Origin of the sequence: Bradyrhizobium sp. 63_E2_N1_3 (genome assembly GCF_052076005.1) — a bacterium.
Classification (GTDB): Bacteria; Pseudomonadota; Alphaproteobacteria; order Rhizobiales; family Xanthobacteraceae; genus Bradyrhizobium; species Bradyrhizobium barranii.
In genome coordinates this window covers 2313179-2335427 of sequence record NZ_CP197235.1, presented here as the reverse complement: position 1 = coordinate 2335427, position 22249 = coordinate 2313179, and the positions used below count along the sequence as shown (strand labels likewise).

The window sequence follows — 22249 nt, the reverse complement described above, 5'->3', positions numbered from 1 at the left end:
CTTTATCCACGCGGCGAATTCGACGATGCTTCTCCAAGTTCGGCCAATCTCGATTCGGAGTTGGTGGATGGCAGCGTCTGCACGGTTGGCGGAGATTGTCGGGGCAGCACGCCTGACCCGGCCAAGCAAAGCAAGATCAGGCCGGCAAGAACCACCTCTGAACGAAATAGCCCAAAGGACATCAGGGCGATTAGCAATTCGATCATCGCGAATGCAGCAAATGCGACCGTAAAGCCGTACTGCATGGGTGCGCCGAAGATCAGGCTCCCGAGCCCGAAGCCGACAAAAAGCATAAATACGCTTAGGCCCATGGCCTGGCCGGCTCGGCCTTCCCCGAGAGACGTGACGATTCCACCAAAAAGTGGTTGGGTCATATCGTACCCCAAGGACAGTATGATTGCGACGATCGGGATGAACATCACCGGTGTGCCAAGCGCCAACGCCATCGCCGCCAACGAGCTCAAGATTAGACCAATTGGAATCAGCCTCGCACGGCCCCAGCGATCTGCCGCTCTGCCGATCAACGGCCCTAGAAGAAATCCCGGTATGCCGTAGCCGAGCAGCGCGAGGCCGATCGTTGCGGGACCAAGATGATAGCGACGCTCGAGATAGACACCTAACCAGGTGAACACGCCCGAGTGAAACATTGAGTTGAGAAAGACGTAGCCATAGGTCCGCTGGCCACGCGGCGTTCCCAAGAGACGCCTATAGCCATCGAAAACCTGGTAAACTGTGCCCTTCAACGGAGGCACCGTAGTTTCGATAACGGTGAGATAGCGCAAGAGAAGGAGCAGCAGCGACAGGCCGAACCAGCCGACAACGATAAACAACCCGCTCCAGTTCGCGACGGGAATGATCAGCGCTCCCAACGGAGATCCGAACGCCATCCCGCCGGCCATAGCGCCGAAAAGCCAGCCAAGGGGGCGACCGCGCTGCCCATAGGGGTACAGCCGCCCCACAAGCGCTAACCCAAGGGGAACGATCCCGCTCGCGCCAACTCCCGTAATGGCGCGCCACAGGAGCAGTTGCTCGTATGTTCGTGCGGTCGCAGTCAGCATCGTAAGTGCCGAGAAGGCCAGCAGCGACGTGAACATGACACGGGCAATACCAATACGGTCAGCCAACGCTCCGTATACCAATGTCGAAACGCCATATGGGATCAAGTAAGCCGGTACGACGAGGCCAATCTTCTCGTCCGATACCCCAAAGGCATTGGAGAGAACGGGAATAATCGGAGCCACCATGTACGCTTGAAAGAAGACGACGAATGTTGCCAGCGCGATAACTCTGACCAAACGTTCGCGCCGGCGATGGAGGATCGGATCAATGTATTGTCGCATGTTGCTGAATCGCCTTTCACGCGCCAAGGAGACCCCAGCTCAGACCGAAAGCGGCTCCTGATCAGGATTCAGTCCGGCCATTCATTGTTCATGACCACCTCGACGAAGTCTTTTCGCCTGAAGCCGGGAGAAAAATGCTCGAGGACGTCGGCTGTAATGGTGCCGAAAGCTGTGTCTGGTCGATCTCTAGAACCTTCGGTGAAGGCCTTGAATGCCTGACGCTTGAAGTCGATGCGTGGATGCTCCGCAAGGATCTCTTTGACCGTGGCAGCATCGAGCAGTTTCAAATCTCTTCCATCGATATCGGTCTCCACTCCGGCAGCTACGAGAGCTATCTCTGGCTCCATAAATTCCGGAATACCGTGCGTGGTGTGGAGGGCGATCGACGACCAGACCCGGCGGATGGCATCCTCAGGGACGTCATGAGACCTGAGAAACTCGCGAGCCGCATCGGCGCCGTCGACTTCAAATCGCCGATCCATGTGTCGGTGTCCCTCGACTAGACCTAGATCATGAAACATCGTCGCTACGTAGAGCAGCTCCGGATCCGCCTTCAGACCGCGTCGCTCACCGTGAAGCATGCCGAACAGGAACGTCCGCCTGGAGTGATGGTAAAGCAGCGGCGATTCTGAATCGCGGATGAATTCCGTGGTATGATGCGCCAGCTTGGAGTCCGGAATCTTGATTCCAGCGATGATGGATGCACTCACGCTCTTTCTCCTTGATTGTCCGAGATTGGCCTGCATTACCCCCGTCGGCATCACCAGCGTACGTGAGGAGCTCCCACTCTTCTTTCGAGCTCTGGCTGCTTTTGGGAATTGCACGTGATCAATAATCGGCTCTCGACCCACATTCGGATACGCCTGGCGAGAGGTGATCCAACGATATGCAGCCAATCGCGGCCGGCACGGAGACAGGCCATCCGAAGCCGATGACACCCACGGGGATCGGCCTCCTAGCGCAACGCTAGCGTTCGTGAGATTGCCGGGATCTAACACTCCCCGCGTGTCGCAATCAGGCTTGCAACGCACCCTGTGCTGGCGGAGACACGTCGTCTCATACAAACCGGCCGACACTAGCCGTTAATCGCCAGTACTCCGGCTAATTATTGAGACTCATGGTGGCCTGTCACCTGCTCCGTACTCTCCGTTGGCAGGTTCGCGCTTTCCGCGCGCTCGCTCTCGTCCATTAACACCGGCGGCTCATCGTAGCCTTTACGACTGCTATAAAACAGCAACGCCATCAGGCCAAAGCCGACGCCAAGCGAGAACACGATTCCGAGCGCCATCGCGATATACGTCGACAGCGGCAAGCCCGCGCCATTCCCAAGCCTCGAGCTATGGTAGATGGGGACCGCCGCCGCCAACAAGAATAGCAGAAGCACGATTATAACCACCCAAGAGCCAACTCCCATCCGGCTGGCTTTGGCTTGTGCGCTTCTGTTCGTAACTGCCTTCACGGAACACGTCTCCACCGCATCCTCGTTGATACTCTCAAATGCTGAGAGCGCCAGGCGCGCCGGGCGTTCTCCCAATCAGCCGCGCAAAAGGCTTCGATCGAGGAACCCGCGGATCAGCGGCACCATCTCACTAAACTTGTCCTCCAGCGGAAAATGTCCACTGTCTATGAGATAAAACTCAGCCTGGGGGAGATCGCGCTTGAAGGGATACGCACCGGATGCGGGGAAAATCTTGTCGTTCTTGCCCCAAACAATCAGCGTAGGCGGCTTATGTTTGCGGAAGTACGATTGCACGGCGGGATATAGCGGCGGATTCGTCCGGTAATCGTAGAACAGATCCATCTGTATATCACTGTTTCCAGGCCGATCGAGAAGTGCCTGATCACACACCCAATTATCGGGGGCAATTCGGCTAAGGTCCGACACTCCATCGGTATACTGAAACCTTGTCGTCTCCACCGTCACAAGCTTCATGAGTGCTTGTCGGTGCGCGTCAGAACCATCGACCCAGTATGCCTTGATCGGATCCCAAAATTCCTGCAGCCCCTCTTCATAGGCGTTGCCGTTTTGAACAATCAGAGCTGCCACCTGCTCGGGATGTTTCAATGCCAGGCGCCAGCCAACTGGAGCGCCATAGTCCATGACGTACATCGCATAGCGGTCGACGCCAAGTTGAACGAGCAGATTATCTACTAGCTCACTAAAATGATCGAACGTGTAAGCGAAGTTGGCGCGGTTCGGCATATCGCTCTGGCCGTAACCGGGATAGTCCGGCGCTATCACGTGATAGCGGTCTGCAAGCGCAGGAATGAGGTTGCGAAACATGTGCGACGAGGTCGGGAATCCATGGAGTAACAACACCACTGGCGCATTCTTGGGGCCGGCCTCACGGTAGAATACATTAACGCGATCGATTGTCTTTTTTCGATAGTGCGTCACTGGATAAGCCGGGAGAGCACCCGGCGAAGCGCGTTTCGCTTTTGCTCTTGCATGACTTGGCAACGCTGCAGCAACGATCGCTCCGAACATACCCAAGACCGCACGACGACGATTGACGGCTGACATACGGCGCATGAACTGGGTGACTCTCATTTCAACCTCCATGGAATTGGTTCGACACGACAGTACTTGTGACGGGTAGCGCTCGACTTACGAACCCGACTGGCCGATAAGGACGGCCTCCATGACTGGAGCATTCGCAATCGCGCCAGAGTAATCTCTTGGCCGCGACATCCCCGGTCTCAGGCATTTCATGATTGCAGACGTCCCAAGGCGACACCTCTAGGAATGCCTTTCTCGCTAGCATCAGCTATCACTATCGTCGTTTGCATAACTCTTCTTTCGGACGAAAGTGACTTTGTGGAAATGCACGCCGTCCTCGCCACGACCACTCTTCCTGCCGATAGGACGATCGCACTCAGCCACCACTGTCTCGCTGAGGGCCCGTTCGGCTGACATGCGCGACCGCCAATTGACGCGCGAGCGAACCCATCTCGTCTGATTTTCAAACTTTTATTCGCGTTTAACATCGGCCTGGAGCAAGGTTCATGATGGACGACACAGGACGCCGGAAGGCCGATAAATGGACGTTCAGCGGCCCCGCGTCCCCCACAACTTCTTTTCAGCAATTGCGGACGACATGCGGCACCGAAGCACCAAAGCAGCATCTACCTCGGGAGGCGTGCCTGGATTTGCGCAACAGGCGCCCTGCGAACAATGTTCCAGACGCTCTGGCTCGATTTATGAAGAGCGAGATTGGCATCGCCCTATCGACGATTCCGGGGATCAACTCATCAAAGGGGACATTCTGATCTCACGCTGGACCGATCTCGAAAATGGGTTTCGCCGGGAAGCCGCGGCGTCTCCATACGATCGACATATCATTCGGATCGCATTAAGGGACTCGCGGTTGAAGCTCGTTCGAGGGCAGCGCCTGATCTTCGATGGCGCAATGTCTGAAGGAACTTTGCATATTACATCTCCCGACCAGCGTATGACCGCTGAGTTTCGCGACCCGTTCGACTTTTTGCACCTATATGTGTCGGACGGCTACTTTCGAGCGCTCCAAGGAGCCCCACTCCGTGGAAAACGCCCCTTAGTGCCGGATCTCGGCGATGTCGTCGTCTCCGATCCGCTGGCAAGGCTCCTTGGGCGTGAATTAATTAGTTGCCACGCAGACGACCCGCGGTACGCCGAGAGCGTCGGCCGCAGTCTAGTCACGCATATCGCAACTTTGGAGCGACCATGTCCACCAGATGTACCTCTTCTGCCCTCGCGCTTGGAACGCGTACAAGAGTACGTCGACGCGCACCTCGACGATCCGCCAACGCTAGCCACATTGGCCGGTGTGGCGGGATTGTCGCAAAGCCATTTCGCTGCGCAGTTTCGAAGAGCGACGGGCAACGGGCTACACGACTACCTTCTCCACAGGCGCATCGAACGCGCGAAGGTGATTCTATCGAGCACCGATATGCCAATCGTGGAGCTCGCTCTCTTCGTCGGCTTCCAGGGGCAGGCGCACTTCTCGACTGTCTTCAAAGCACGCGTGGGTGACACTCCGGCACGCTGGCGACGCAATGCTGCGAACAAGCGATATGAGCCTTCGAAGGTAAGCCACGCGTGAAGTTGGTCGTGAGCACCTGGCCCACTCGAATGCTTGATTTAGGCGATAGGCAGTACGCACAGCCAACCTGCCTCCTCGCTTTCCTGCGAGCGCGACCGGCGCCCCGTTGAGGCCCTGCGGTCCTGTATCGTCGCTGCTCAAAGTCCCCAAACCGGGCGGCTCAGCACCTCAACACCTGGTCCACTTTCGGCGCCGGCTGGTCAACCCGCGTCGCCAACGTCAAGCAGATCGGCCAGGTCTGGCGACCGGCGTGGTCGGGCCGAAGCCGATCGATGCGTACCTCCACCAGGACGAAGCCAAGGCTTACGCTAGCGACGTCGCGCAGCCCGCAGTGGACCCCGGCAATGCCGTCAAGGGCGGCTTCGGCTCGGGCACCGTCGGCACCATGCAGCAATGCGTGAAGCATCAGGTCGAGCCGATACCAGCTTGATTCCAAAACTAGCCTGCTGACGTAGCAGGAGCACCTGACGAAGATTGCAGAAGGAATCGCCCTCGGATTTTTGCTGGCAACGTCGTCGCTAATTGCCTGACAGTTCGGACGGCCGCGAATTATACGAGCGCCCCTTCTTGATGACGCGGGCTGACCAGGGGCCTTTGACGGCTCCGGTCAGATATCGCAGCCATGGCAGTTCTCCTCCAGCGCGCTGGAGTTTCATCCGTGAAACGCTTGAAAACAGTTGAGAAATGCGATTGCTCTTGAAAGCCCACGGCTAGGGCCACTTCAACGAGCGGCAGATTGGTGCCCGAGAGAAGCTCTTTGGCATGGTCAATTCGCCGGTGAAGCACATAATGATGCGGTGGGTAGCCGGTAGCCACCCGAAACTGTGCCGCGAAATACATCCGCGATAGGCCAGCCGCCTCGGCGAGATCGGCGAGGCCGATGGATTCCGCGAGATGCTCATCGACGTATTCGCGGACACGCTTGAGGCGCCAGTTAGGTAGAGCATTTTCAGCTTTTCGCGCGTTCCCTAACCGCGCAATGTGCATTGTCAATGTCTGGCAAAAACAATCCGCATAAGCGCCATCACTTGCCGCGGCATTCGCGATCAGCGTTTGGCCAAGCAATTCCGCTAGTGGATCGCGAATGACGAGGTCGTTCAATACCCCCAATGTCCGACCGAGACCAGCCTGCTCCCGGCATTTACGAAGATAACCGGACGATACATGCAAATGCAGAAAATCGCAGGGATCTCGAAATTCAGCAACCAAGGCCTTGCCCGGTCCTGCGATGTGTATCGTCCCCGCTAGCATTGGTCCGTCGAACACTGTCAACGAATCTCTCGTAATTTTGACATGTGTTGGCTTGAGGGCGACCGAGATCACATGCCGGAGAGATAACGGCGCCCGCACCTGTCGGCATACCGCGCGAATATCGGTCCAGCGCGAGACGACAATATCGGCATCGATCCGGGGGTCGCTTTCAACGTCAGGAAGACAACGCCAACTTCTCTCAGCGCGGAGGCGAAAGCGGTCTTTCCGGTAGAGCAATAGTTCCGTGGCGGACGGAACTGCAGTCGGCAGGCTGTAGCTGTCTTTGAATGCGCACGCGTGCATTGATGTCTCCCATCAGACAAGGTCGCTTTTGGCAGTTGCCATAGCACGCAGCATAGGATTTGCTTCGCAAAGAGGCCCGTAATTGCTCGTTAACCTCCGAAAAAACTTGTTGCTTGCATCTTCCGGCTCGGCGGCAAGCCGTGTCCTCCTTCCCACGCCCACACAATATTTGGTTCGGCGACGAAGCGGCCATACGCTCGACCCGATCGGTCACGTCCGAGCGTATTGCTACAGTTCCAACTCGTGCCGCCGAAGTGCCGTGGCCGAGCGCAGACTCGATCGCACTGAAACGCGCACAACGCGGCCCATTCTTGCCAGTAGCTTGATTTTATGAACGTTCAGCGGCAGCTGGTCCCAGACTGGGATATGCCGGCAGATTGGTCGGTGGATCGACGCGATCGAGACGCGCTTACCGATCGTCTAGTGTGTCACCGAAGCCAATCCAGCTCTTTCCGTTGAAGCGACGCAGCTGCGATTGTTGGAACGGCAAGTAATCCTCATGGCTGGTCGTTACCGTTATTCCGGGTAACAGTAGCGGCAGCGCAATCTCACGAAGTGATGCGGCCTGGCGCATGATGTTTTCACGACTGAGATCCTTCCCGCACGCTTGCAGAACTCTCGTCAAAAGTCCCGCATAATGATAGCCCGCGGAATAGTTGGAATTGTTTAGGTCTGCCCCGGGCAGGTATTTCTTCATGAATTCCAGGAAGTCCTTCACACCGGCGTCACCGGCCCATTGAGGATCGATCGTGTCCTTCTGATTGCTCGACGAAATCAACCCAATCGCATTTTCGAGACCCGCTGGCTCGAGAAACGAGATCGAGGAGGCCGACGCCGGAACAAAGAAGGCGTCCGGCTTCCAGCCGAGTTCGGCCACTCCTTTGATGAGCTGCGACGTGAATTTTCCGATCGTGACGCCGAACAACACATTAGCGCCAGATGCCTTCAACGTCGCCAATTGAGAGCTAATCGTTGGCGCGCTCGTCTCGTATTTTTCTTCGGCGACGATTGCGGCTTTTGCTTCGTTTCCCAGGCCCCGTTTGAAACCCGTCACATAGTCGCGGCCAAAATCGTCGTTCTGTGACAGTATTGCGATCTTGGCGTGAGGTATGTTCTGCAGGATGTGCTTGGCGTATATGGCCCCCTCGGTTTCGTAGGCGAGCATTCCTGGCATGGTCCATGGAGAATTTCTTGGGTCAGCCCATTTCGTGGCCCCACTGAGCACGAACAGCTGCGGAATGCCCTTCGCATTGAGGTAACGATGAACTGCACTGTTGGTCGCAGTTCCTAGCGAGCCGAACATCAACAACACCCCCTCCTGCTCCACCAATCTACGCGTCTGCTCGACGGTTTTGGGAGGAGAGTAGGCATCGTCCACGCTGATGAATTTTACCCTTCGGCCGTTGATGCCGCCCTCCGCGTTGATTTTGGCGAAGTAGGCTTCTTGGACCCGACCAATGATACCAAAGCTGGATAGCGGCCCACTATACGGTAGCGTTTGGCCGATGCGGATCTCGCCCATGACGCTGTCTGCTAGCCCGAGGGAGCTGCCGTAGACCAAAAATACAAAGGCCAATGCCGCTCGAAATAATGTCATTGCTGCCTCTTACTTTCCATGTGTGGCGACCTGCCCCCGGCACGCACAATTCGTTGCAGTCCACCCACGCAACTCGCCAGATCCGCTCAGACTAATCTAACCTGTCCAATACTGCCTTGCAGTCTTTCAGATCGGTCGTTTCAAAACCTTCGGTAAACCTACTATAGATCGGGGCAAGTATAGCTCGAGCATCGTCGATACGACGTTGAATAGCTCGCAATCTGGCCGCGTTTGTCGCCGCCCGCAGTTCCCAAGCCAAAGCAGACTGCCCGCCCGCAACCGCGAGTGCGCGCAGATAAAGGGCCTCGGCTTGGGACAAATCTGTTTGCCGAGCGGCCATGACGATAGTCCCCTTGATCCTCAGGAACTCCGGTAGAAAGAGCAGTTGCCCGTTTCTTTCAATGCGGGCGATGGCTTCGTCGATTTGTCTGAGCGCCTCCTCATATTGGCCCAGTATCCGCAACCCTTCTGCGGAAGCGGCGAGGAACGCAGGGTTGTGCAACTCATACCTGCCAACATGCAGGGTTTCGATAGCATCACGCACCATGCCGACCCCTTCTTTGGCCTGACCACGATTAATCAGCAGAGTCCCCCTAAGACCAATGCCGATCGCTTCGTAAGGCCCAAGAGAATGCTTTCTGGCGTGAGCGAGGAGACGGCCAATCATATCCGCCGCGTCCGCCTGATTGCCAAGTCTAAGAGATGTGAAACTCGTAAAAATCAGGCAAATGCAGAATGTTGACGGGTCCCTCAGAGTTGCGCCCTCCTTGATTATATCCCTGCCGATCCTCATGGCCTGATCCGGAAAGCCACGCACCCAGAGAACGGATCCCAAACCACATCGCGTACGCGCTTGGATGTCACGATCAAAAGCAACATTGGTCCCGTACGATCGAGAACTATCGCGTTTTGGCATTGGCGCCCCCCAATTCGTCTGTGCGCTTTTGCAGTCTCCCGCGAAGTAGTGGGAAAACCCCAGCGTCCAATTCGCTATCGCGACACTCGAGCTATCGCCAAGACTTGCGGCGACGTCCTCGCTCTGCTGCGCAAGGGCGAAGGCTTCGTGGCAGTCTCCTATCCTCTGATGGAATACATGCAGCTTTTCGAGAAGCCGCAGCTGATTCCGCAAATCTCCGAGCTCTTCGGCGAGTTTCAACCCTCTTAAAAGAGCGCCTCGTGCTTCGTCGCTGTTTCCCGTGGCAAACATTAGTGAAAGTCCAAGTGCTGATCGCAACTCCATCTCGCGAGCGCTCCCGCGATCCGATTCATCGAACGCGGTGATCGAGCGCTCGGCCCAACGACGACATTCAGTTAATAGTGACATCTCCAAGAACAACCGCACTGTCGCAGCCGCGAGTGCAATGCCAACCCGAATGTCACCGGGGTCAGAGAAACACCATTCGAGCCCTGCCCGCACATTATCGAGATGCTCGGCGTACGCTGAAAGGCCTTCGACCCCGGACGATGTGTGGTCGATTCGCTCAAAAATCCGTTTGTAATAGCTCGCGTGACGCCGTTTGATGTAGTCTAGTTCTCCGCTCCCAGCGAGCTTTCCCAAGCCATAAGCTCGGGTGGTGTCGAGCAATCGGTAGCGCGCCGCTTTGTTGTCGCCATCCGTCGCGAGGAGCGATTTTCCGATTAAGCTGGCAATTCCGGTGACGACTTGCGCGTCATCCAGGTCAATTCCAACAGCGATCGAGCGAGCCGCTTCGAGAGTAAAATTGCCCGCGAAGACCGAGAGCCTGCGAAGAATCAAGCGCTCAGATTCTGAAAGCAGGTCGTAGCTCCAGTCCAGGGTTGCGCTTAGGGTCTGATGCCTCGCGAGCGCGGTGCGCTTACCTTCGCCAAGGAGGTTAAGGCGGTCGTTCAACAGTGCCGCCGTTTCCCGAATGCCATAAGCATCGACGCGGCCGGCGGCGAGCTCAATGGCGAGGGCAATTCCGTCTAGTCGACGGCAAATATCACCAACTATCGAGGCATCGGCATCGTGCAGTTGGAAATACTGCCGCCCAACGGCGGCTCGTTCCACAAAAAGCTGCACCGCCGGAAAGGCGAGTGCCCGCGCCGCTGTGAGGTCGGCATCTCCTGGCGGGCTACCCAGAGCTGCAAGCGAATAGACATACTCGCCCTCAACCCTTAGCGATTCCCGACTTGTTGCGAGGATATGCACCTGCGGCGCGCTCGCGAAGATCTCTTCGGCTATTGCTGCGGCGGTCCCGATCACGTGCTCGCAGCTATCGAAGATCAATAGGCCCCGTTTGTCTCGAAGGAAATTCACAAGTCCCTTGCTGGGATCAGTGAAGCGAACCCCGAGTCTTAATGCCGAAGCTATCGCACTGGCCACCAGAGACGGCTCATTCAGAGGACCGAGGTCGGCAAAGCATACGGCACCTGCAAACTCTTCGAACAATCCGTGAGCCACCGAGACAGCAACAGTTGTTTTTCCTATGCCGCCCGGGCCGACCATCGTCACAAAGCGTCGCTCCGACAACTGACCTGATATCTCGTGGACCACTTCATCGCGACCAATCATTCGGGTCAAACGAGGCGGCAACTTTCGAGCGATGAATGAGGCTGGGTTGTGCGGAGCGTCGGCTTGCAGCGGCCCCAAGCGAGAGATTGGCGCCACGAAGCAATAGCCCTGGCCCGGAATTGTTGCCACATAGCGCGCTCCGGCGTCTCCTTCGCCGAGCGCCTTACGGAGCATGGCAACTTGAACACGAAGGTTTACTTCATCGATCGTGACGCCGGGCCATACTTGAGCGATCAAATCCTTCTTGCCGACCACTTTCCCAGCGTGCTCGACCAGAACGGCCAGAATTTCGAAGGCTCGGACCCCAACCTCAATCGGAACGCCCTCCTTTTCCAGAATTCTCCGCGAACCGGACAAACGGAAAGGACCAAACAAAATCTCTTGATCTGCCTTTGGATTTTTGCGGTCGATCATCTCAACACATTGCCGATCCGAACAGGTCGATCAACGTACGATCGTCAGCCTCCCAACGACACCCTGCCGCGTTCAAAACCATTACGGAGTTGATACTTCTGGGCCAACCGGCACTTTACGGCTGTTTGAGCACCCTCGTCGAGGGGCGCCGATTTCCTATTTAAAACCTCTGCCTTCGCACTTTCCGGAGATCGAATAAGGTTCTCTTGTGCGATGCACAAGATACAGCGTGGACGGAGTAAATGGCCCGTCATCGGAATGGTATGATTGCGACACGCACTCGCTCTGCGCCGAATAAAGGCGCCGCCTGCGATCCGATTGATCCAACTAGGGTGTCGGACTCGTTCAGCAACGTCAGCAAAGAGCGAGGTCCGAAAAATAACCGACTGCTTTGCGTGGGGTGATCCGATGAGTTCCAGTGCAGATCTTTCGACAATTCTAAACCGCATTCTTGATACGGCGGCGGATAATCTCAGGATCGCCAAGATTCTCGTTCAAATGGGGCTTGATCCCAACAATATCACTTACGACGCACTGTTTGATCGGCTGCTAGAAATTGTGTTGGCCAATATCACGCTCGCCAACATGTTTGCCTTGGTCGGCGCAATCTTCTTTGTCGCTACTTTGTTGATGCAGAGAATGGTGCCGCTGCGGGTCGCGAATATGGTCGGGTGTGCATTCTTCGCAACCTCTGGCGCGCTTTCCGGAAGCGTCGCCACCTTTCTGCTTTATCTGCTGTTGCTGCCGGTCAATGCCGTTCGTCTCCGCCAACTGCTCAGGCTCGTTAAGAAGGCACGTAACGCGACGCAAGGTGACATGTCGATGGAGTGGATCAAGCCGTTCATGACCGAACGCAAATATCGCCGCGGCGATACCCTATTCAAGATTCATGACACCGCCAACGAAATGTTCTTGACCGTGACGGGCAATTTTCTGGTCAAAGAGATCAACGTCGAGATCCCGCCCGGACGCCTCATGGGAGAACTTGGCTTCCTTACGCCCAATAACTGGCGAACCGGAACGGTCGAGTGCATAGAAGACGGACAAGTCCTGACTATAACTTATGAAAGGCTGCTTGAAATCTACTTTCAAAGTAATCAGCAATTCGGCTACTACATCCTCCTCCTCACCAGTCAGCGTCTGCTGGAAAACAACCAGCGCCTCCAGGAAAACATCGCGCGGCTGGAAGCAACTCTCGCACAGGAGAAGGCGGCGCGAGAGACGGCGGCCGCGCGTGGCATAGCTTAAAACCTTGGCCTTACTGCTCCACCATTGGTGGCACGACTGTCACGCAGTGCGGGTCTCGCGAGGCAGAGATGTCCGCTATGGGGTCATTAGCGGAAGTGGCGGCTTCCCTTTGCTATATCTGGTCTGCCCCCGAAAGCAGACATCCAGCGATCGGTTGAACTCGCCGTCAAAAGCGGCGGTCACCCCGCCTAAGCCGACTTCCGCCGCTGGCCCGACACGGGTTTCTTCGCCGCTACTTCCTTCACCGGCTTCTTGCCTTGGATCGTCATCAGCATCTCTTTTTGGCCCGCCGCCGCCTTGCGCGGCTTCTCGGCGGGCTTTGCTGCCTTCGCCGGCGCAGCCTCCCGACCGACGCTCTGCCGCAGCGCCTCCATCAGATCGACCACGTTTTCGCCTTTGGGCCGTTCCTTCGGGCGAATGGTCTTGCCTGCGCGCTTCTGGTTGATCAGGTCGACCAGCGCGGTCTCGTAATGATCCTCGAATTTCTCGGGGTCGAACGTGCCCGTCTTCTGGTTGACGATGTGCCTTGCGAGGTCGAGCATGTCCTTGGTGACTTTGACGTCCTGGATCTCGTCAAAGTACTCCTGCTCGGAGCGGACCTCGTAGGGGTAGCGCAGCAGCGTACCGACGAGACCCTTCTCCAACGGCTCGAGCGCGATAATGTGTTCGCGGTTGGTGAGAACCACGCGGCCGATCGCCACCTTGTCCATCTCCCGGATGGTCTCCCTGATCACCGCGAAGGCGTCGTGACCGACCTTGCCGTCGGGACGCAGGTAGTACGGACGGATCAGATAGCGCGGGTCGATGTCTGCCTTGTCGACGAACTCGTCGATCTCGATGGTCCGCGTCGACTCCAGCGCTAGCTCCTCGAGCTCCTCCTTGGTGACCTCGATGTACTGTCCTTTGTCGAGTTCGTAGCCCTTGACGATGTCCTCGTTCGCGACCTCGTCACCGGTATCGGCGTCGACCTTCACGTACTTGATCCGGTGACCGGTCGCTCGATTGAGCTGATTGAACGAGATCTTTTCGGATTCCGATGTCGCCGGGTAGAGAGCCACCGGACAGGTGACGAGCGACAGACGCAAGAAGCCTTTCCAGTTGGCTCTCGGGGCCATGTTACGCAGAACTCCAGTTCGGGACGGCTCGGATTCAAGACGAACGACAGGGCATGGTCCCGACAGCATGGACGGGCCCACCAGAGGATATTTTTCATGCCGGCTATCGACTCTTTTGTTCCTGTTATGTTCTATTGAAGCATGACGGACCGACCCGTGAGCTGGCGCATGCCGAACCCGAAGGAGATGGATAAGATGGCCGCTTTCGTCGGTAGAAACGTGCCTCGGGAGCCCGGATTGGCTCCGGAAGCTGATCTGCCGCCGGAATACTGGCAGGCGCTTCTGGACGACCCTCGCGCAGAGAGCAGGTCGGGCCCATCTGGAGGGGCGCTGCGGTTGAGCCAGATTCCTCAACATATTCTGAGGGTGGGGTGCCGGCGCTGCGCCAGGGTCGTCGAGATTCAGAAGGTCGATGCCGTCCGCCTTTATGGTCGGGAGGCGCTCTGGAAGGATGTCGGACGGCGGCTCTTGGACAATACCTGCACGCAGCGGACCGGGCGCCACGAGGAAGATGGCTGCTGGCCTGCGTTCGAGTAGTCGCCGGCGCGGCCGGAACTGGATGCTGCCATGGCACCGAAACATCACCCGACGCCCCTCAGCGGCGGCGACCGCAAGGCGCTCACCAAGGAATTGGGGAGGGCGCGCACGATGACGACGATTCTCGCGGGCCAGTCTGCCGAAGCCCGCGCCAAGGGCGAGATCCTCATCCGACAAGCCGACAAGCTGCTCTGCGAATCGTGGAATGAGAAAATATGGGCCGAAGGAGGACCGATCGACCCATCGCCGACCGTCGATCAGGCCATCAACGGCGGTTACGCCTGGCTTGAGATCGAGTGCTCGCGGTGCAAAACCCGGCGAGACGTCGACCTAGCGGCGCTGCGCCATCCACCGACCACATTCGTCCATGACTTGGCGAGCCGCCTCCGCTGCAGCAAATGTAGCAAAGCAGGTCGCCGGCCTTCAGCTACCCTTCTGCAACTCGCATCGCGCTCCCGCCTGGCCGTTCCGGAGACCTGACTGTGTGCAATCTCTATTCGATGACCAAAAACGTAGATGCGATCCGCCGCTTGTTCGGGGCGCTGAACAGCCGCGTCGGAAACCTGCCGTCGATGACGGGCATCTTTCCGGACTACCCAGCGCCGATCGTTCGCAACGGGGCCGAGGGACGCGAGCTCGTCATGGCACGTTGGGGCATGCCTTCTTCGGCGCAGGCGCTCATGGATGCGACCAGGAAACGCGCAGAGAAACTTGAAGCCAAGGGCAAGACGGTAGACTTCAAGGAGCTGCTGCGGCTGGAGCCGGACAGTGGCACGACCAACATCCGCAACACCAGCAGCAAGCATTGGAAGCGATGGCTCGGGCCAGACAATCGCTGTCTGGTGCCGTTCACCAGCTTCAGCGAATACGACACCATCGACGGCGAGAAGGCGCCAGTGTGGTTTGCTCCGGATGAGAGCCGCCCGCTGCTCGCGTTCGGAGGCATCTGGACGAACTGGACTTCAGTGCGAAAGGTCAAGGAAGGCGAGACAACCAACGACCTCGATGGATTTCTCACCACCGAGCCAAACGCCGAGGTATACGCCGCCCACCCGAAAGCGATGCCCGTTGTTTTGACCACGCCGGGTGAAGTTGAGACTTGGATGAAGGCGCCTTGGGATGAAGCCAAAGAACTTCAGCGTCCGCTTGCAGACGGCGCGTTGCGAATCGTGGCACGTGGCGTGAAAGAAGATTTGGCCGCAATATAAAACTCGTCGGGGAACGTCCCAACGCCGGACCCAAGGCCGCCGCGCGGAAGCTCCTCGAGCTCGCCGCCATAAGCTAACCTCTCGCCGGGAAACGGACCGCGCATGGGCGGGTCCGCGCAGGTCCAGAGAGGCATGGCAGAGATCCAGAAATGAGCGCGAGGCATTAGCGAGGTGACGTCGTTGCACTCTAATCGCCAAGGTCGGCGGAACTAACATGATGGGCACAGGTTATTTTCCAGTCCGCTCCGGCCATCGGCGGGCCATGTCCGCTTGCGCGAGACTCTATTCGATCGGCAGCTTCACGCTCGGCCTCTCTATGATATCGCGCTCCCCTTCCCGCATCTGGCCCCTCTACGCCGTCAACTTTTTCATGGCCGACATGCAGTCGGGCATCGGGCCGTTCGTGGGCGTATTCCTGCAGGAGCGTGGTTGGGCCACCGGATTGATCGGCACCGCGATGACGATCGGCAATGTCGCGGGCATGCTGGTAACGACACCGATCGGCGGCTTCATCGATTCTAGCCGCAACAAGCGGCTGTGGGTCGTCATCCCCGGCATCTGTGTCGTTCTGGCATCCGCAATCATCCTGATCTCACAGAATTTCTGGGCGGTGACGTTCTCGCAGGTTGCGCAATCGCTGGCGAGTGCCGCGATTGTGCCGGCAGTAACCGGCATCACGCTCGGCATCGCTAATCAAAAAGGCTTTAATGCGCTGAACGGACGCAACCAGGCATTCAACCATGCCGGCAACATGGTCGGCGCGGCGCTGTCGGGCTATCTCGGTTACAAATTCGGCTACGTGACCGTGTTCGTACTCGCCGCGATTTTTGGCGCCATCGCGGTGGCTTGCGTATTGATGATCCCGGCCAAGGCGATCGACGATCGCGCCGCGCGCGGCGGCAAGGAGGACGATCCGGATAGCCCGCCGAGTGGTCTGTCCATCCTGTTCAAGCACAAGCCGCTGCTCGTGCTTGCGCTGGCGCTCGCAATCTTCCATCTCGGCAACGCCGCGATCGTCCCGCTCTATGGCCTTGCGGCCGTCGCAGAAGCACAGGCCGACGGTCCGAGCTTCGTAGCAATCACGGTGGTGATCGCGCAGGGCGTGATGATCGCGACATCGCTAGTCGGCATGCAAGTCGCGGGCAAGCGCAACTACTGGCCAGTGCTGCTGGTCTCTTTCACGATGCTGCCTGTTCGCGGCGTGCTCGCTTTCTTCGTCATGGGATGGTGGGGTGTTGTACCAATGCAGGTGCTCGACGGCATCGGGACCGGACTGCAGACTGTCGCTGTCCCGGGCATGGTCGCGCGCTCGCTCAACGGCAGTGGCCGCATCAATCTCGGCCAGGGAGCCGTGATCACCGTGCAGGGGATCGGCGCAAGCCTCAGTCCCGCACTCGGCGGCTGGATCGCGCAATGGATCGGCTACGGCCCGACCTTCCTGCTGCTCGGCTGCTTTGGGCTGGTGTCAGTCGCGCTGTGGCTGGTGTTTAGCCCGGCCGTCAAGAATTATTAGGGATTGTCATGACGAGGAGCGCGCGACGAAGCCGTCCAGACTGCCTAAGCGAAGGGCTTCTGAGCAAGTCGTGCCTGCGCATTAAATAGGTTTCCCGGTGTGACCTAGCTGACATTGCGCTGCGACCGAGCTGCGGTAGGTTGTTGATCACCGGGGATGGCTGCATATTTCACTTAGATCATTTCACCCGATTTTTTTCGAGAATGAGGTCGCAGCAGTCCCCCTGGTGCGGCCTTCGTTCTAGCACCCCAGCCGCCACACTATTTTCATTTTTTGTCGGAATCAAAATGGTGTCGTTGCTTCATTTTTGAGGACCGCATTCATGACAAAGGAAAATTGCTTAGTCGTTCACGCGGCTGGAAAACAGTTGGATTTGCTGCGCGGAGAAGCTGCTCGCATTGCGAAGGGCACCAAATTGGGTGGTGGACCGATCGCGCAGACATCGGCACTCGCTTCTGCTTTGAGGATGCAAAGGCGAAGGAAGCCTTTGCGTTGACCTGCGACAATTTCGGCATTCGGTACCAGGACGGCTAGCTTAAAAGATGCCTGCGTCGGCCCTACTTCAACGTAATGCTATCGACCCGCTGGCATGGTCGACACAAGTAAGCGTGTACTGCGGGCAGGCTAGCAATCTTCGGAAGTGTAGCGAGATACACCATCGGTCGCCTACATTCTTGGCAGATGAGGATAGGCGGATTGTCCTTGTTGCGGCGGCCCGTCATTTCCTCGCTCACTTCAGAGCGCGGCAACATAGTTCTGGATGACGCCGAGCACACCTCCGTTGAAATACCGAAGCCTATCGAAATTCGGCAAGTTCAACGTGAGGCCCTTCGCGCAAGACGGAGGACGTTCACGAGACGTAAAGCACGCGCGCTAACATCGCGGCGGCATTGTTCACAAGTGGACCATGCGTGGGAATGGATGCAGCCTACCCTCGCTGAGCGTCGGTTGGATTCGCCTCCGTTCCGAAGCTCAAGCGGCCTCAGCTATCCCCCTTCCAAAGCTGAGGTCGCTTGCTCCGTCCGAATTGCGACACCAGAACTTCGGACGAGAGTCGATCCACGCGGGAATTTAGGCGTTACTGCGGCTTTGCCGGCTGCTGGTTCTCGGGCCGGACCGTCTTGTTGCTGTCTGGCATTTTGTCTCGACCCTGATCTCCATTGTCGTCTTTGCCGCCAGAAGTGGACGTACCACTTCCGCTACTCGAACCAGGCGACATGCCAGTGGTGCCACGCGGGTCTCTGCTCGGCGCCGTCGAGCTGGCTGCCGGGTCACCATTGACCGCCCCACGTCCGCTTGGTGAGCCGGCGGGCTGCGCCGACGCAGCAGCAATCGAGACAGCCAAGCCGGTTGCTAATAGTAGGATTAGTTTCACCGCAAACTCCCAGGGTTGTCGCGCTTAACCCGCAGGAAGTCCGATCCGTTCCAAAGACCTAAGCCGGCGCAAGCTGAAGAGGGATCAATGACCGTCTTCGTCTACGTGAACACCGCCAAACAGGTCGGCGACGTCGACCAAATCAAGGTCTTCGCCAGTGTCGATGCCGCAGAAACGGTTCGAGGAGAATGACCCCTAAGGGGTGGCATTTGAGTACGACGTGATAGGGCTGCCGGCGTCGTTCGTTCTCGCAGACGCAAACACTCCCAGCGCTTACGCACCGGAAGCGTTTTTCCAATCAACGAATTGGTTCTTGCAAAGTAGATCCGTACGCGCCACGCCACACTGCGCGAGCCCTCTCATGAACGCCGCGATGGAGAGCCTTTTCCGAGAGTCCGAGAGCATCCAAGCGCAATCGGCCTTTGGCTATCTCAGGCCAGTTGAGTTCGGGCGCACGTTGGGAATTATCTCAACCGGGTATACGTCAACCGGAAGCGGCACATTGCTGGGTCTCCAATACGACGCGGTGAGGAGCAGCAAAAAAGTCGCTCGTGCAGCCATATACTGTGCCGCTGGTCGGCTGCGCTCAGTACCCTGCAGGACGATTTTACCCGCTTCGCCAGAAACACACCAGCGCCAGCCGCGACCGCGCCGTGTGATCGAACTATCAAAGACAGGAAAATCCACATCGCTCATGAGACGCATACTCCAAAAACGACCACCTAAAATAGCCACATTACTCAAGAATTTTAAATGGGCTAACTTCTTTGTGGCTAAGGAGTTCCTCCTCGCCATGCGATTGCTTGAAGCTTAAAGTATTTTTCGTGCGTCTCGAAGTCCTTCGTTCAATTGCTGGTCTCTCGGCGAAGACCTAAATCGGCTCTCTGGAAAGCCCGCAAGTCATGTCATCCGCGTCGACTAACAAGATTGCGCTTTTCATCGATGGCGCGAATCTTTACGCGACGGCGAAAGCCCTGGGCTTCGACGTCGATTACAAACGCCTGCTGGAGGAATTTCAGAGCCGCGGGAAACTGTTTCGGGCATTCTACTACACCGCAGTCATCGAGGATCAGGAGTTTTCCTCGATCCGTCCCCTGCTCGATTGGTTGGACTACAACGGGTTCACGGTCGTCACCAAGGCGACTAAAGAGTTTGTCGATGCATCCGGCCGCCGCAAGATCAAGGGCAACATGGATATCGAGCTCGCGGTGAACGCCATGGAGCTCGCCGAACACATCGACCAGATGGTGCTGTTCTCGGGCGATGGCGACTTCCGCTCTCTGGTCGAAGCCGTGCAGCGCCGCGGCGTGCGAGTCACGGTGATTTCCACTATCGCCAGCCAGCCGCCGATGATCGCCGACGAGCTGCGCCGCCAGGCCGACGTCTTTACGGATCTCGTCGAGCTGCAGCCGAAGCTTGGCCGCGTCCCATCCGAGCGCCCTGCCCCACGTGATCGCGAACCGCGGGGACACATGCCGAAACTCTTACAAGAGCCGAAAGGAAACGACCCTCCTGGCTAGTAAGGGTCGCCCGCATCGATGAATTTGCGGCAGAACCACTTCAATAGAACAGCATTACCGACATCCAAGCAGTCAGCGACGCGCATAAACCAATTCCGAGATACGGCAATGCCTGGCGCATCCCAGACGCGAAAATATGCTGCCAGCTTCGCATTCCTGCCGGCGACCGACGCCGAATCTGCGTCTGCATCGACCGGCGCGGAACAACTAGCGCCGAAGGCCAATTGAGGACCTGCCAAGCATCGCCGCCGATGCTGGCGGAGCAGCCCCGGTCTACTTGCCCCCAAGCCCCCCAACCGGGGCCGTCTCCCCGACCTTGAGAAACGGCATGTGAGGATTTTACAAGTACGGCATGACCAAGGGCGGAATGATGAAGCCTGACGCGTCCGGCCAGGGCGGCTCTGGTCCCGGCAGCGATCAGGCCGGCCCCAAAGCAACAGGAAGTAAGCCTGGCTCCTCCGGGGATTTGCTTCCCAGCCGCGTTGTCTTACCCCGCCAACGCGGCTGTTCTTTTACGACCGGAGTCGCGCGAGTGCGCCACCTGGCGGGAAACGTCTGGATCGAGGAACCCTTACGCACGCCTGGCATTGAAGTGGCGAAGAGGAGGACTTCGCATGAATGGAATCATCTATCTCGTTGGCCTGATCGTCATCGTCATGTTCATTTTGTCTCTACTCGGTCTCAGGTAGACGCCATGGCCATTGAACCAATCTCCGGGATCGCATCCGAAACAGCCACCGCATCCAACTTAACCAGGCTCTGGGGATTGCAGTGGACACCCATCGTCGTTGGAGCCTTCGTCGCTACGAGTTTGTCCCTGATACTGATCTCCTTTGGAACAGCGCTTGGACTGGGCATGGCCTCCGCTGCGCTGACCTGGAGAGATGCTTCCGTTGCGCTATGGCTGTTGTCGGGCGTCTACCTGATCTTTCAGTCCCTCATCAGTTTTGGCTGCGGCGGCTATTTTGCCGGGCGCGTGCGGCCACCTTACGCTTCCGCGACCGATGACATCGAGACGCGCGACGGACTGTATGGCGTTGCTGCCTGGGCGCTCGCGGTCTTAATCGGAGCTGTTCTGACCGCGCTGATAGCGGGTGCTGCAAACCGCCCGTCCGCAACGACTCAACCGCCGTCTGCTACCGAACCGTCGATCCTAAGTTACGAGCTTGATCATCTCTTCCGTGCGCCCCGGCGGCCGCCGAACGTTGATCTGACGGGTGAGCGTGCTGAAGCCGCGCGAATTCTAGCCACTGCTTCGAGTCACGGCGGCGTCCTCCCCGAGGATCGCACCTATCTTGTTCAGCAGGTCACTGCATTGACCGGGCTCGCAGCGACGGACGCCGAGAGGCGAGTTGATACGACGCTGGCAAATGCGAAGAGCGCGATCTCGAGGGCTCGTGCGGCAAGTATCATCATCGCCTTCTCGGCGGCTGCAGCGTTGCTGTTCGGAGCCGCGGCGGCTTGGGCTGGTGCAGAAGCTGGAGGCCGGCATCGCGATGGCGAGCCGATTTCCGAGTGGATGGCTCATTCCAATCGATGGCACAAAAGCCGCGTCGCGGATCCCCGGCCACTACCTTAACCTCATTTTTCCGCACAGGGTGACAGGCTGGAAATCCTGTGACCTTCCGCTGCGCCGGTTGTCGGGGGTGGTGAATTCATCGCGACGCGCGAAGTACGAGATCAGTTTTTGCCGCGTCGCTCGCTTTTCCATAGCTCTCCCGCCGAACCTTTAAAACGTAGGAACGATCGCCTCTCGATCGCAGTTGTCGTGCGTCAATGTTTCTAGGAGGAGACGACGATGGAAACGGAAAGGCGTGAAACAGGTACGCTGATCGGTAGCGACAAGGTCGAAGGCACAGCGGTCTATGGGTCCGACGCCATGAAGATCGGTTCGATTGAGCGCGTCATGATCGACAAGGTCAGCGGCCAAGTGTCGTACGCGGTTCTCGGCTTCGGTGGCTTCCTCGGCATCGGGGACGATCACTACCCCCTGCCCTGGCAATCGCTGAAGTACGACACAGGTCTTGGCGGCTACCGGACCAATCTTACCGCCGACAGGCTTCAGGGCGCGCCGAAGTACGGCAACGACAATGCCTGGGACTGGAACGACCCGGGACGCGCAAGAGCGGTGAACGACTACTATTCTGGGTTCTGACGGTTACCGGCAAGCCCGCTTGCGAGAGCGGGCCTGCCGCGCCGGTCAACGCGCCTGC

18 protein-coding genes are annotated in these 22249 nt (G+C 57.9%); 10 read left to right on the top strand and 8 right to left on the bottom strand.

Annotated elements, in window-relative coordinates; translation table 11 throughout:
- Positions 1–2: 2 nt before the first annotated feature.
- The 4 genes from AB7531_RS10880 to AB7531_RS10865 all read right to left on the bottom strand — a co-directional run bounded on the left by AB7531_RS10880 (position 3) and on the right by AB7531_RS10865 (position 3891).
- The gene (locus AB7531_RS10880) at positions 3–1340 is read right to left on the bottom strand and encodes an MFS transporter (RefSeq protein WP_084795008.1); all 1338 of its coding nucleotides are present in this window, start codon (positions 1338–1340) and stop codon (positions 3–5) included.
- 68 nt (positions 1341–1408) lie between these two features.
- On the bottom strand, positions 1409–2050 hold the full coding sequence (locus tag AB7531_RS10875; RefSeq protein WP_441256223.1) for an HD domain-containing protein: 642 nt from the start codon (positions 2048–2050) through the stop codon (positions 1409–1411).
- 395 nt (positions 2051–2445) lie between these two features.
- Positions 2446–2652 carry a hypothetical protein gene (locus tag AB7531_RS10870; RefSeq protein ID WP_245328572.1) on the bottom strand — a complete coding sequence of 69 codons (207 nt, stop codon included), beginning with the start codon at positions 2650–2652 and terminating at the stop codon, positions 2446–2448.
- Between the two features lie 222 nt (positions 2653–2874).
- Positions 2875–3891 carry an alpha/beta fold hydrolase gene (locus tag AB7531_RS10865; RefSeq protein WP_063986163.1) on the bottom strand — a complete coding sequence of 339 codons (1017 nt, stop codon included), beginning with the start codon at positions 3889–3891 and terminating at the stop codon, positions 2875–2877.
- Positions 3892–4381: 490 nt separating this feature from the next.
- On the opposite strand from AB7531_RS10865, the gene AB7531_RS10860 reads away from it, so the two are divergent.
- Positions 4382–5422, top strand: a complete 1041-nt coding sequence (locus AB7531_RS10860) for an AraC family transcriptional regulator (RefSeq protein ID WP_084795007.1) — start codon at positions 4382–4384, stop codon at positions 5420–5422.
- A gap of 250 nt (positions 5423–5672) precedes the next feature.
- Complete coding sequence (locus AB7531_RS10855; RefSeq protein ID WP_063981723.1) at positions 5673–5852, top strand: hypothetical protein; 180 nt, start codon at positions 5673–5675, stop codon at positions 5850–5852.
- A 119-nt stretch (positions 5853–5971) separates the two neighbouring features.
- On the opposite strand, the gene AB7531_RS10850 is transcribed toward AB7531_RS10855, so the two are convergent.
- The 3 genes from AB7531_RS10850 to AB7531_RS10840 all read right to left on the bottom strand — a co-directional run bounded on the left by AB7531_RS10850 (position 5972) and on the right by AB7531_RS10840 (position 11520).
- Positions 5972–6976 (bottom strand): helix-turn-helix domain-containing protein, encoded by a 1005-nt coding sequence (locus AB7531_RS10850; RefSeq protein ID WP_245328571.1) that lies wholly within the window; start codon positions 6974–6976, stop codon positions 5972–5974.
- 409 nt (positions 6977–7385) lie between these two features.
- Positions 7386–8573, bottom strand: coding sequence for an ABC transporter substrate-binding protein (locus tag AB7531_RS10845; RefSeq protein WP_063981721.1), 1188 nt, complete (start codon positions 8571–8573; stop codon positions 7386–7388).
- Positions 8574–8664: 91 nt separating this feature from the next.
- On the bottom strand, positions 8665–11520 hold the full coding sequence (locus tag AB7531_RS10840; RefSeq protein ID WP_063981720.1) for an ATP-binding protein: 2856 nt from the start codon (positions 11518–11520) through the stop codon (positions 8665–8667).
- 408 nt (positions 11521–11928) lie between these two features.
- Between AB7531_RS10840 and AB7531_RS10835 the strand changes: the two genes are divergently transcribed.
- The gene (locus AB7531_RS10835; protein WP_063981719.1) at positions 11929–12768 is read left to right on the top strand and encodes a Crp/Fnr family transcriptional regulator; all 840 of its coding nucleotides are present in this window, start codon (positions 11929–11931) and stop codon (positions 12766–12768) included.
- A 188-nt stretch (positions 12769–12956) separates the two neighbouring features.
- Here AB7531_RS10835 and ku read toward each other — a convergent pair whose 3' ends face one another.
- Positions 12957–13883 carry a non-homologous end joining protein Ku gene (gene ku / locus AB7531_RS10830; RefSeq protein ID WP_063981718.1) on the bottom strand — a complete coding sequence of 309 codons (927 nt, stop codon included), beginning with the start codon at positions 13881–13883 and terminating at the stop codon, positions 12957–12959.
- A 168-nt stretch (positions 13884–14051) separates the two neighbouring features.
- On the opposite strand from ku, the gene AB7531_RS10825 reads away from it, so the two are divergent.
- From AB7531_RS10825 to AB7531_RS10795, 7 genes are all read left to right on the top strand, one after another.
- A complete protein-coding gene (locus tag AB7531_RS10825) occupies positions 14052–14420 on the top strand; it encodes a hypothetical protein (protein ID WP_245328570.1) in 369 nt (122 codons plus the stop codon).
- A 30-nt stretch (positions 14421–14450) separates the two neighbouring features.
- A complete protein-coding gene (locus AB7531_RS10820) occupies positions 14451–14900 on the top strand; it encodes a hypothetical protein (RefSeq protein WP_063981716.1) in 450 nt (149 codons plus the stop codon).
- A 2-nt stretch (positions 14901–14902) separates the two neighbouring features.
- The gene (locus AB7531_RS10815; protein WP_063981715.1) at positions 14903–15628 is read left to right on the top strand and encodes an SOS response-associated peptidase; all 726 of its coding nucleotides are present in this window, start codon (positions 14903–14905) and stop codon (positions 15626–15628) included.
- Positions 15629–15944: 316 nt separating this feature from the next.
- Positions 15945–17141, top strand: a complete 1197-nt coding sequence (locus AB7531_RS10810; RefSeq protein WP_063986161.1) for an MFS transporter — start codon at positions 15945–15947, stop codon at positions 17139–17141.
- Positions 17142–19418: 2277 nt separating this feature from the next.
- On the top strand, positions 19419–20036 hold the full coding sequence (locus AB7531_RS10805) for a LabA-like NYN domain-containing protein (protein WP_028160060.1): 618 nt from the start codon (positions 19419–19421) through the stop codon (positions 20034–20036).
- Positions 20037–20730: 694 nt separating this feature from the next.
- Complete coding sequence (locus AB7531_RS10800) at positions 20731–21615, top strand: hypothetical protein (RefSeq protein WP_441279947.1); 885 nt, start codon at positions 20731–20733, stop codon at positions 21613–21615.
- Between the two features lie 219 nt (positions 21616–21834).
- Positions 21835–22191 (top strand): PRC-barrel domain-containing protein, encoded by a 357-nt coding sequence (locus tag AB7531_RS10795; protein WP_063981714.1) that lies wholly within the window; start codon positions 21835–21837, stop codon positions 22189–22191.
- Positions 22192–22249 lie beyond the last annotated feature (58 nt).

Excerpts from the sequence above, each read along its gene's own strand:
- AB7531_RS10880 (WP_084795008.1), bottom strand. The coding sequence starts at position 1,340 with ATGCGACAATACATTGATCCGATCCTCCATCGCCGGCGCGAACGTTTG.
- AB7531_RS10865 (WP_063986163.1), bottom strand. The coding sequence starts at position 3,891 with ATGAGAGTCACCCAGTTCATGCGCCGTATGTCAGCCGTCAATCGTCGT.
- AB7531_RS10860 (WP_084795007.1), top strand. The coding sequence starts at position 4,382 with ATGGACGTTCAGCGGCCCCGCGTCCCCCACAACTTCTTTTCAGCAATT.
- AB7531_RS10850 (WP_245328571.1), bottom strand. The coding sequence starts at position 6,976 with ATGCACGCGTGCGCATTCAAAGACAGCTACAGCCTGCCGACTGCAGTT.
- AB7531_RS10845 (WP_063981721.1), bottom strand. The coding sequence starts at position 8,573 with ATGACATTATTTCGAGCGGCATTGGCCTTTGTATTTTTGGTCTACGGC.
- AB7531_RS10840 (WP_063981720.1), bottom strand. The coding sequence starts at position 11,520 with ATGATCGACCGCAAAAATCCAAAGGCAGATCAAGAGATTTTGTTTGGT.
- AB7531_RS10835 (WP_063981719.1), top strand. The coding sequence starts at position 11,929 with ATGAGTTCCAGTGCAGATCTTTCGACAATTCTAAACCGCATTCTTGAT.
- ku (WP_063981718.1), bottom strand. The coding sequence starts at position 13,883 with ATGGCCCCGAGAGCCAACTGGAAAGGCTTCTTGCGTCTGTCGCTCGTC.
- AB7531_RS10825 (WP_245328570.1), top strand. The coding sequence starts at position 14,052 with ATGCCGAACCCGAAGGAGATGGATAAGATGGCCGCTTTCGTCGGTAGA.
- AB7531_RS10820 (WP_063981716.1), top strand. The coding sequence starts at position 14,451 with ATGGCACCGAAACATCACCCGACGCCCCTCAGCGGCGGCGACCGCAAG.
- AB7531_RS10810 (WP_063986161.1), top strand. The coding sequence starts at position 15,945 with ATGATATCGCGCTCCCCTTCCCGCATCTGGCCCCTCTACGCCGTCAAC.
- AB7531_RS10805 (WP_028160060.1), top strand. The coding sequence starts at position 19,419 with ATGTCATCCGCGTCGACTAACAAGATTGCGCTTTTCATCGATGGCGCG.
- AB7531_RS10800 (WP_441279947.1), top strand. The coding sequence starts at position 20,731 with ATGGCCATTGAACCAATCTCCGGGATCGCATCCGAAACAGCCACCGCA.
- AB7531_RS10795 (WP_063981714.1), top strand. The coding sequence starts at position 21,835 with ATGGAAACGGAAAGGCGTGAAACAGGTACGCTGATCGGTAGCGACAAG.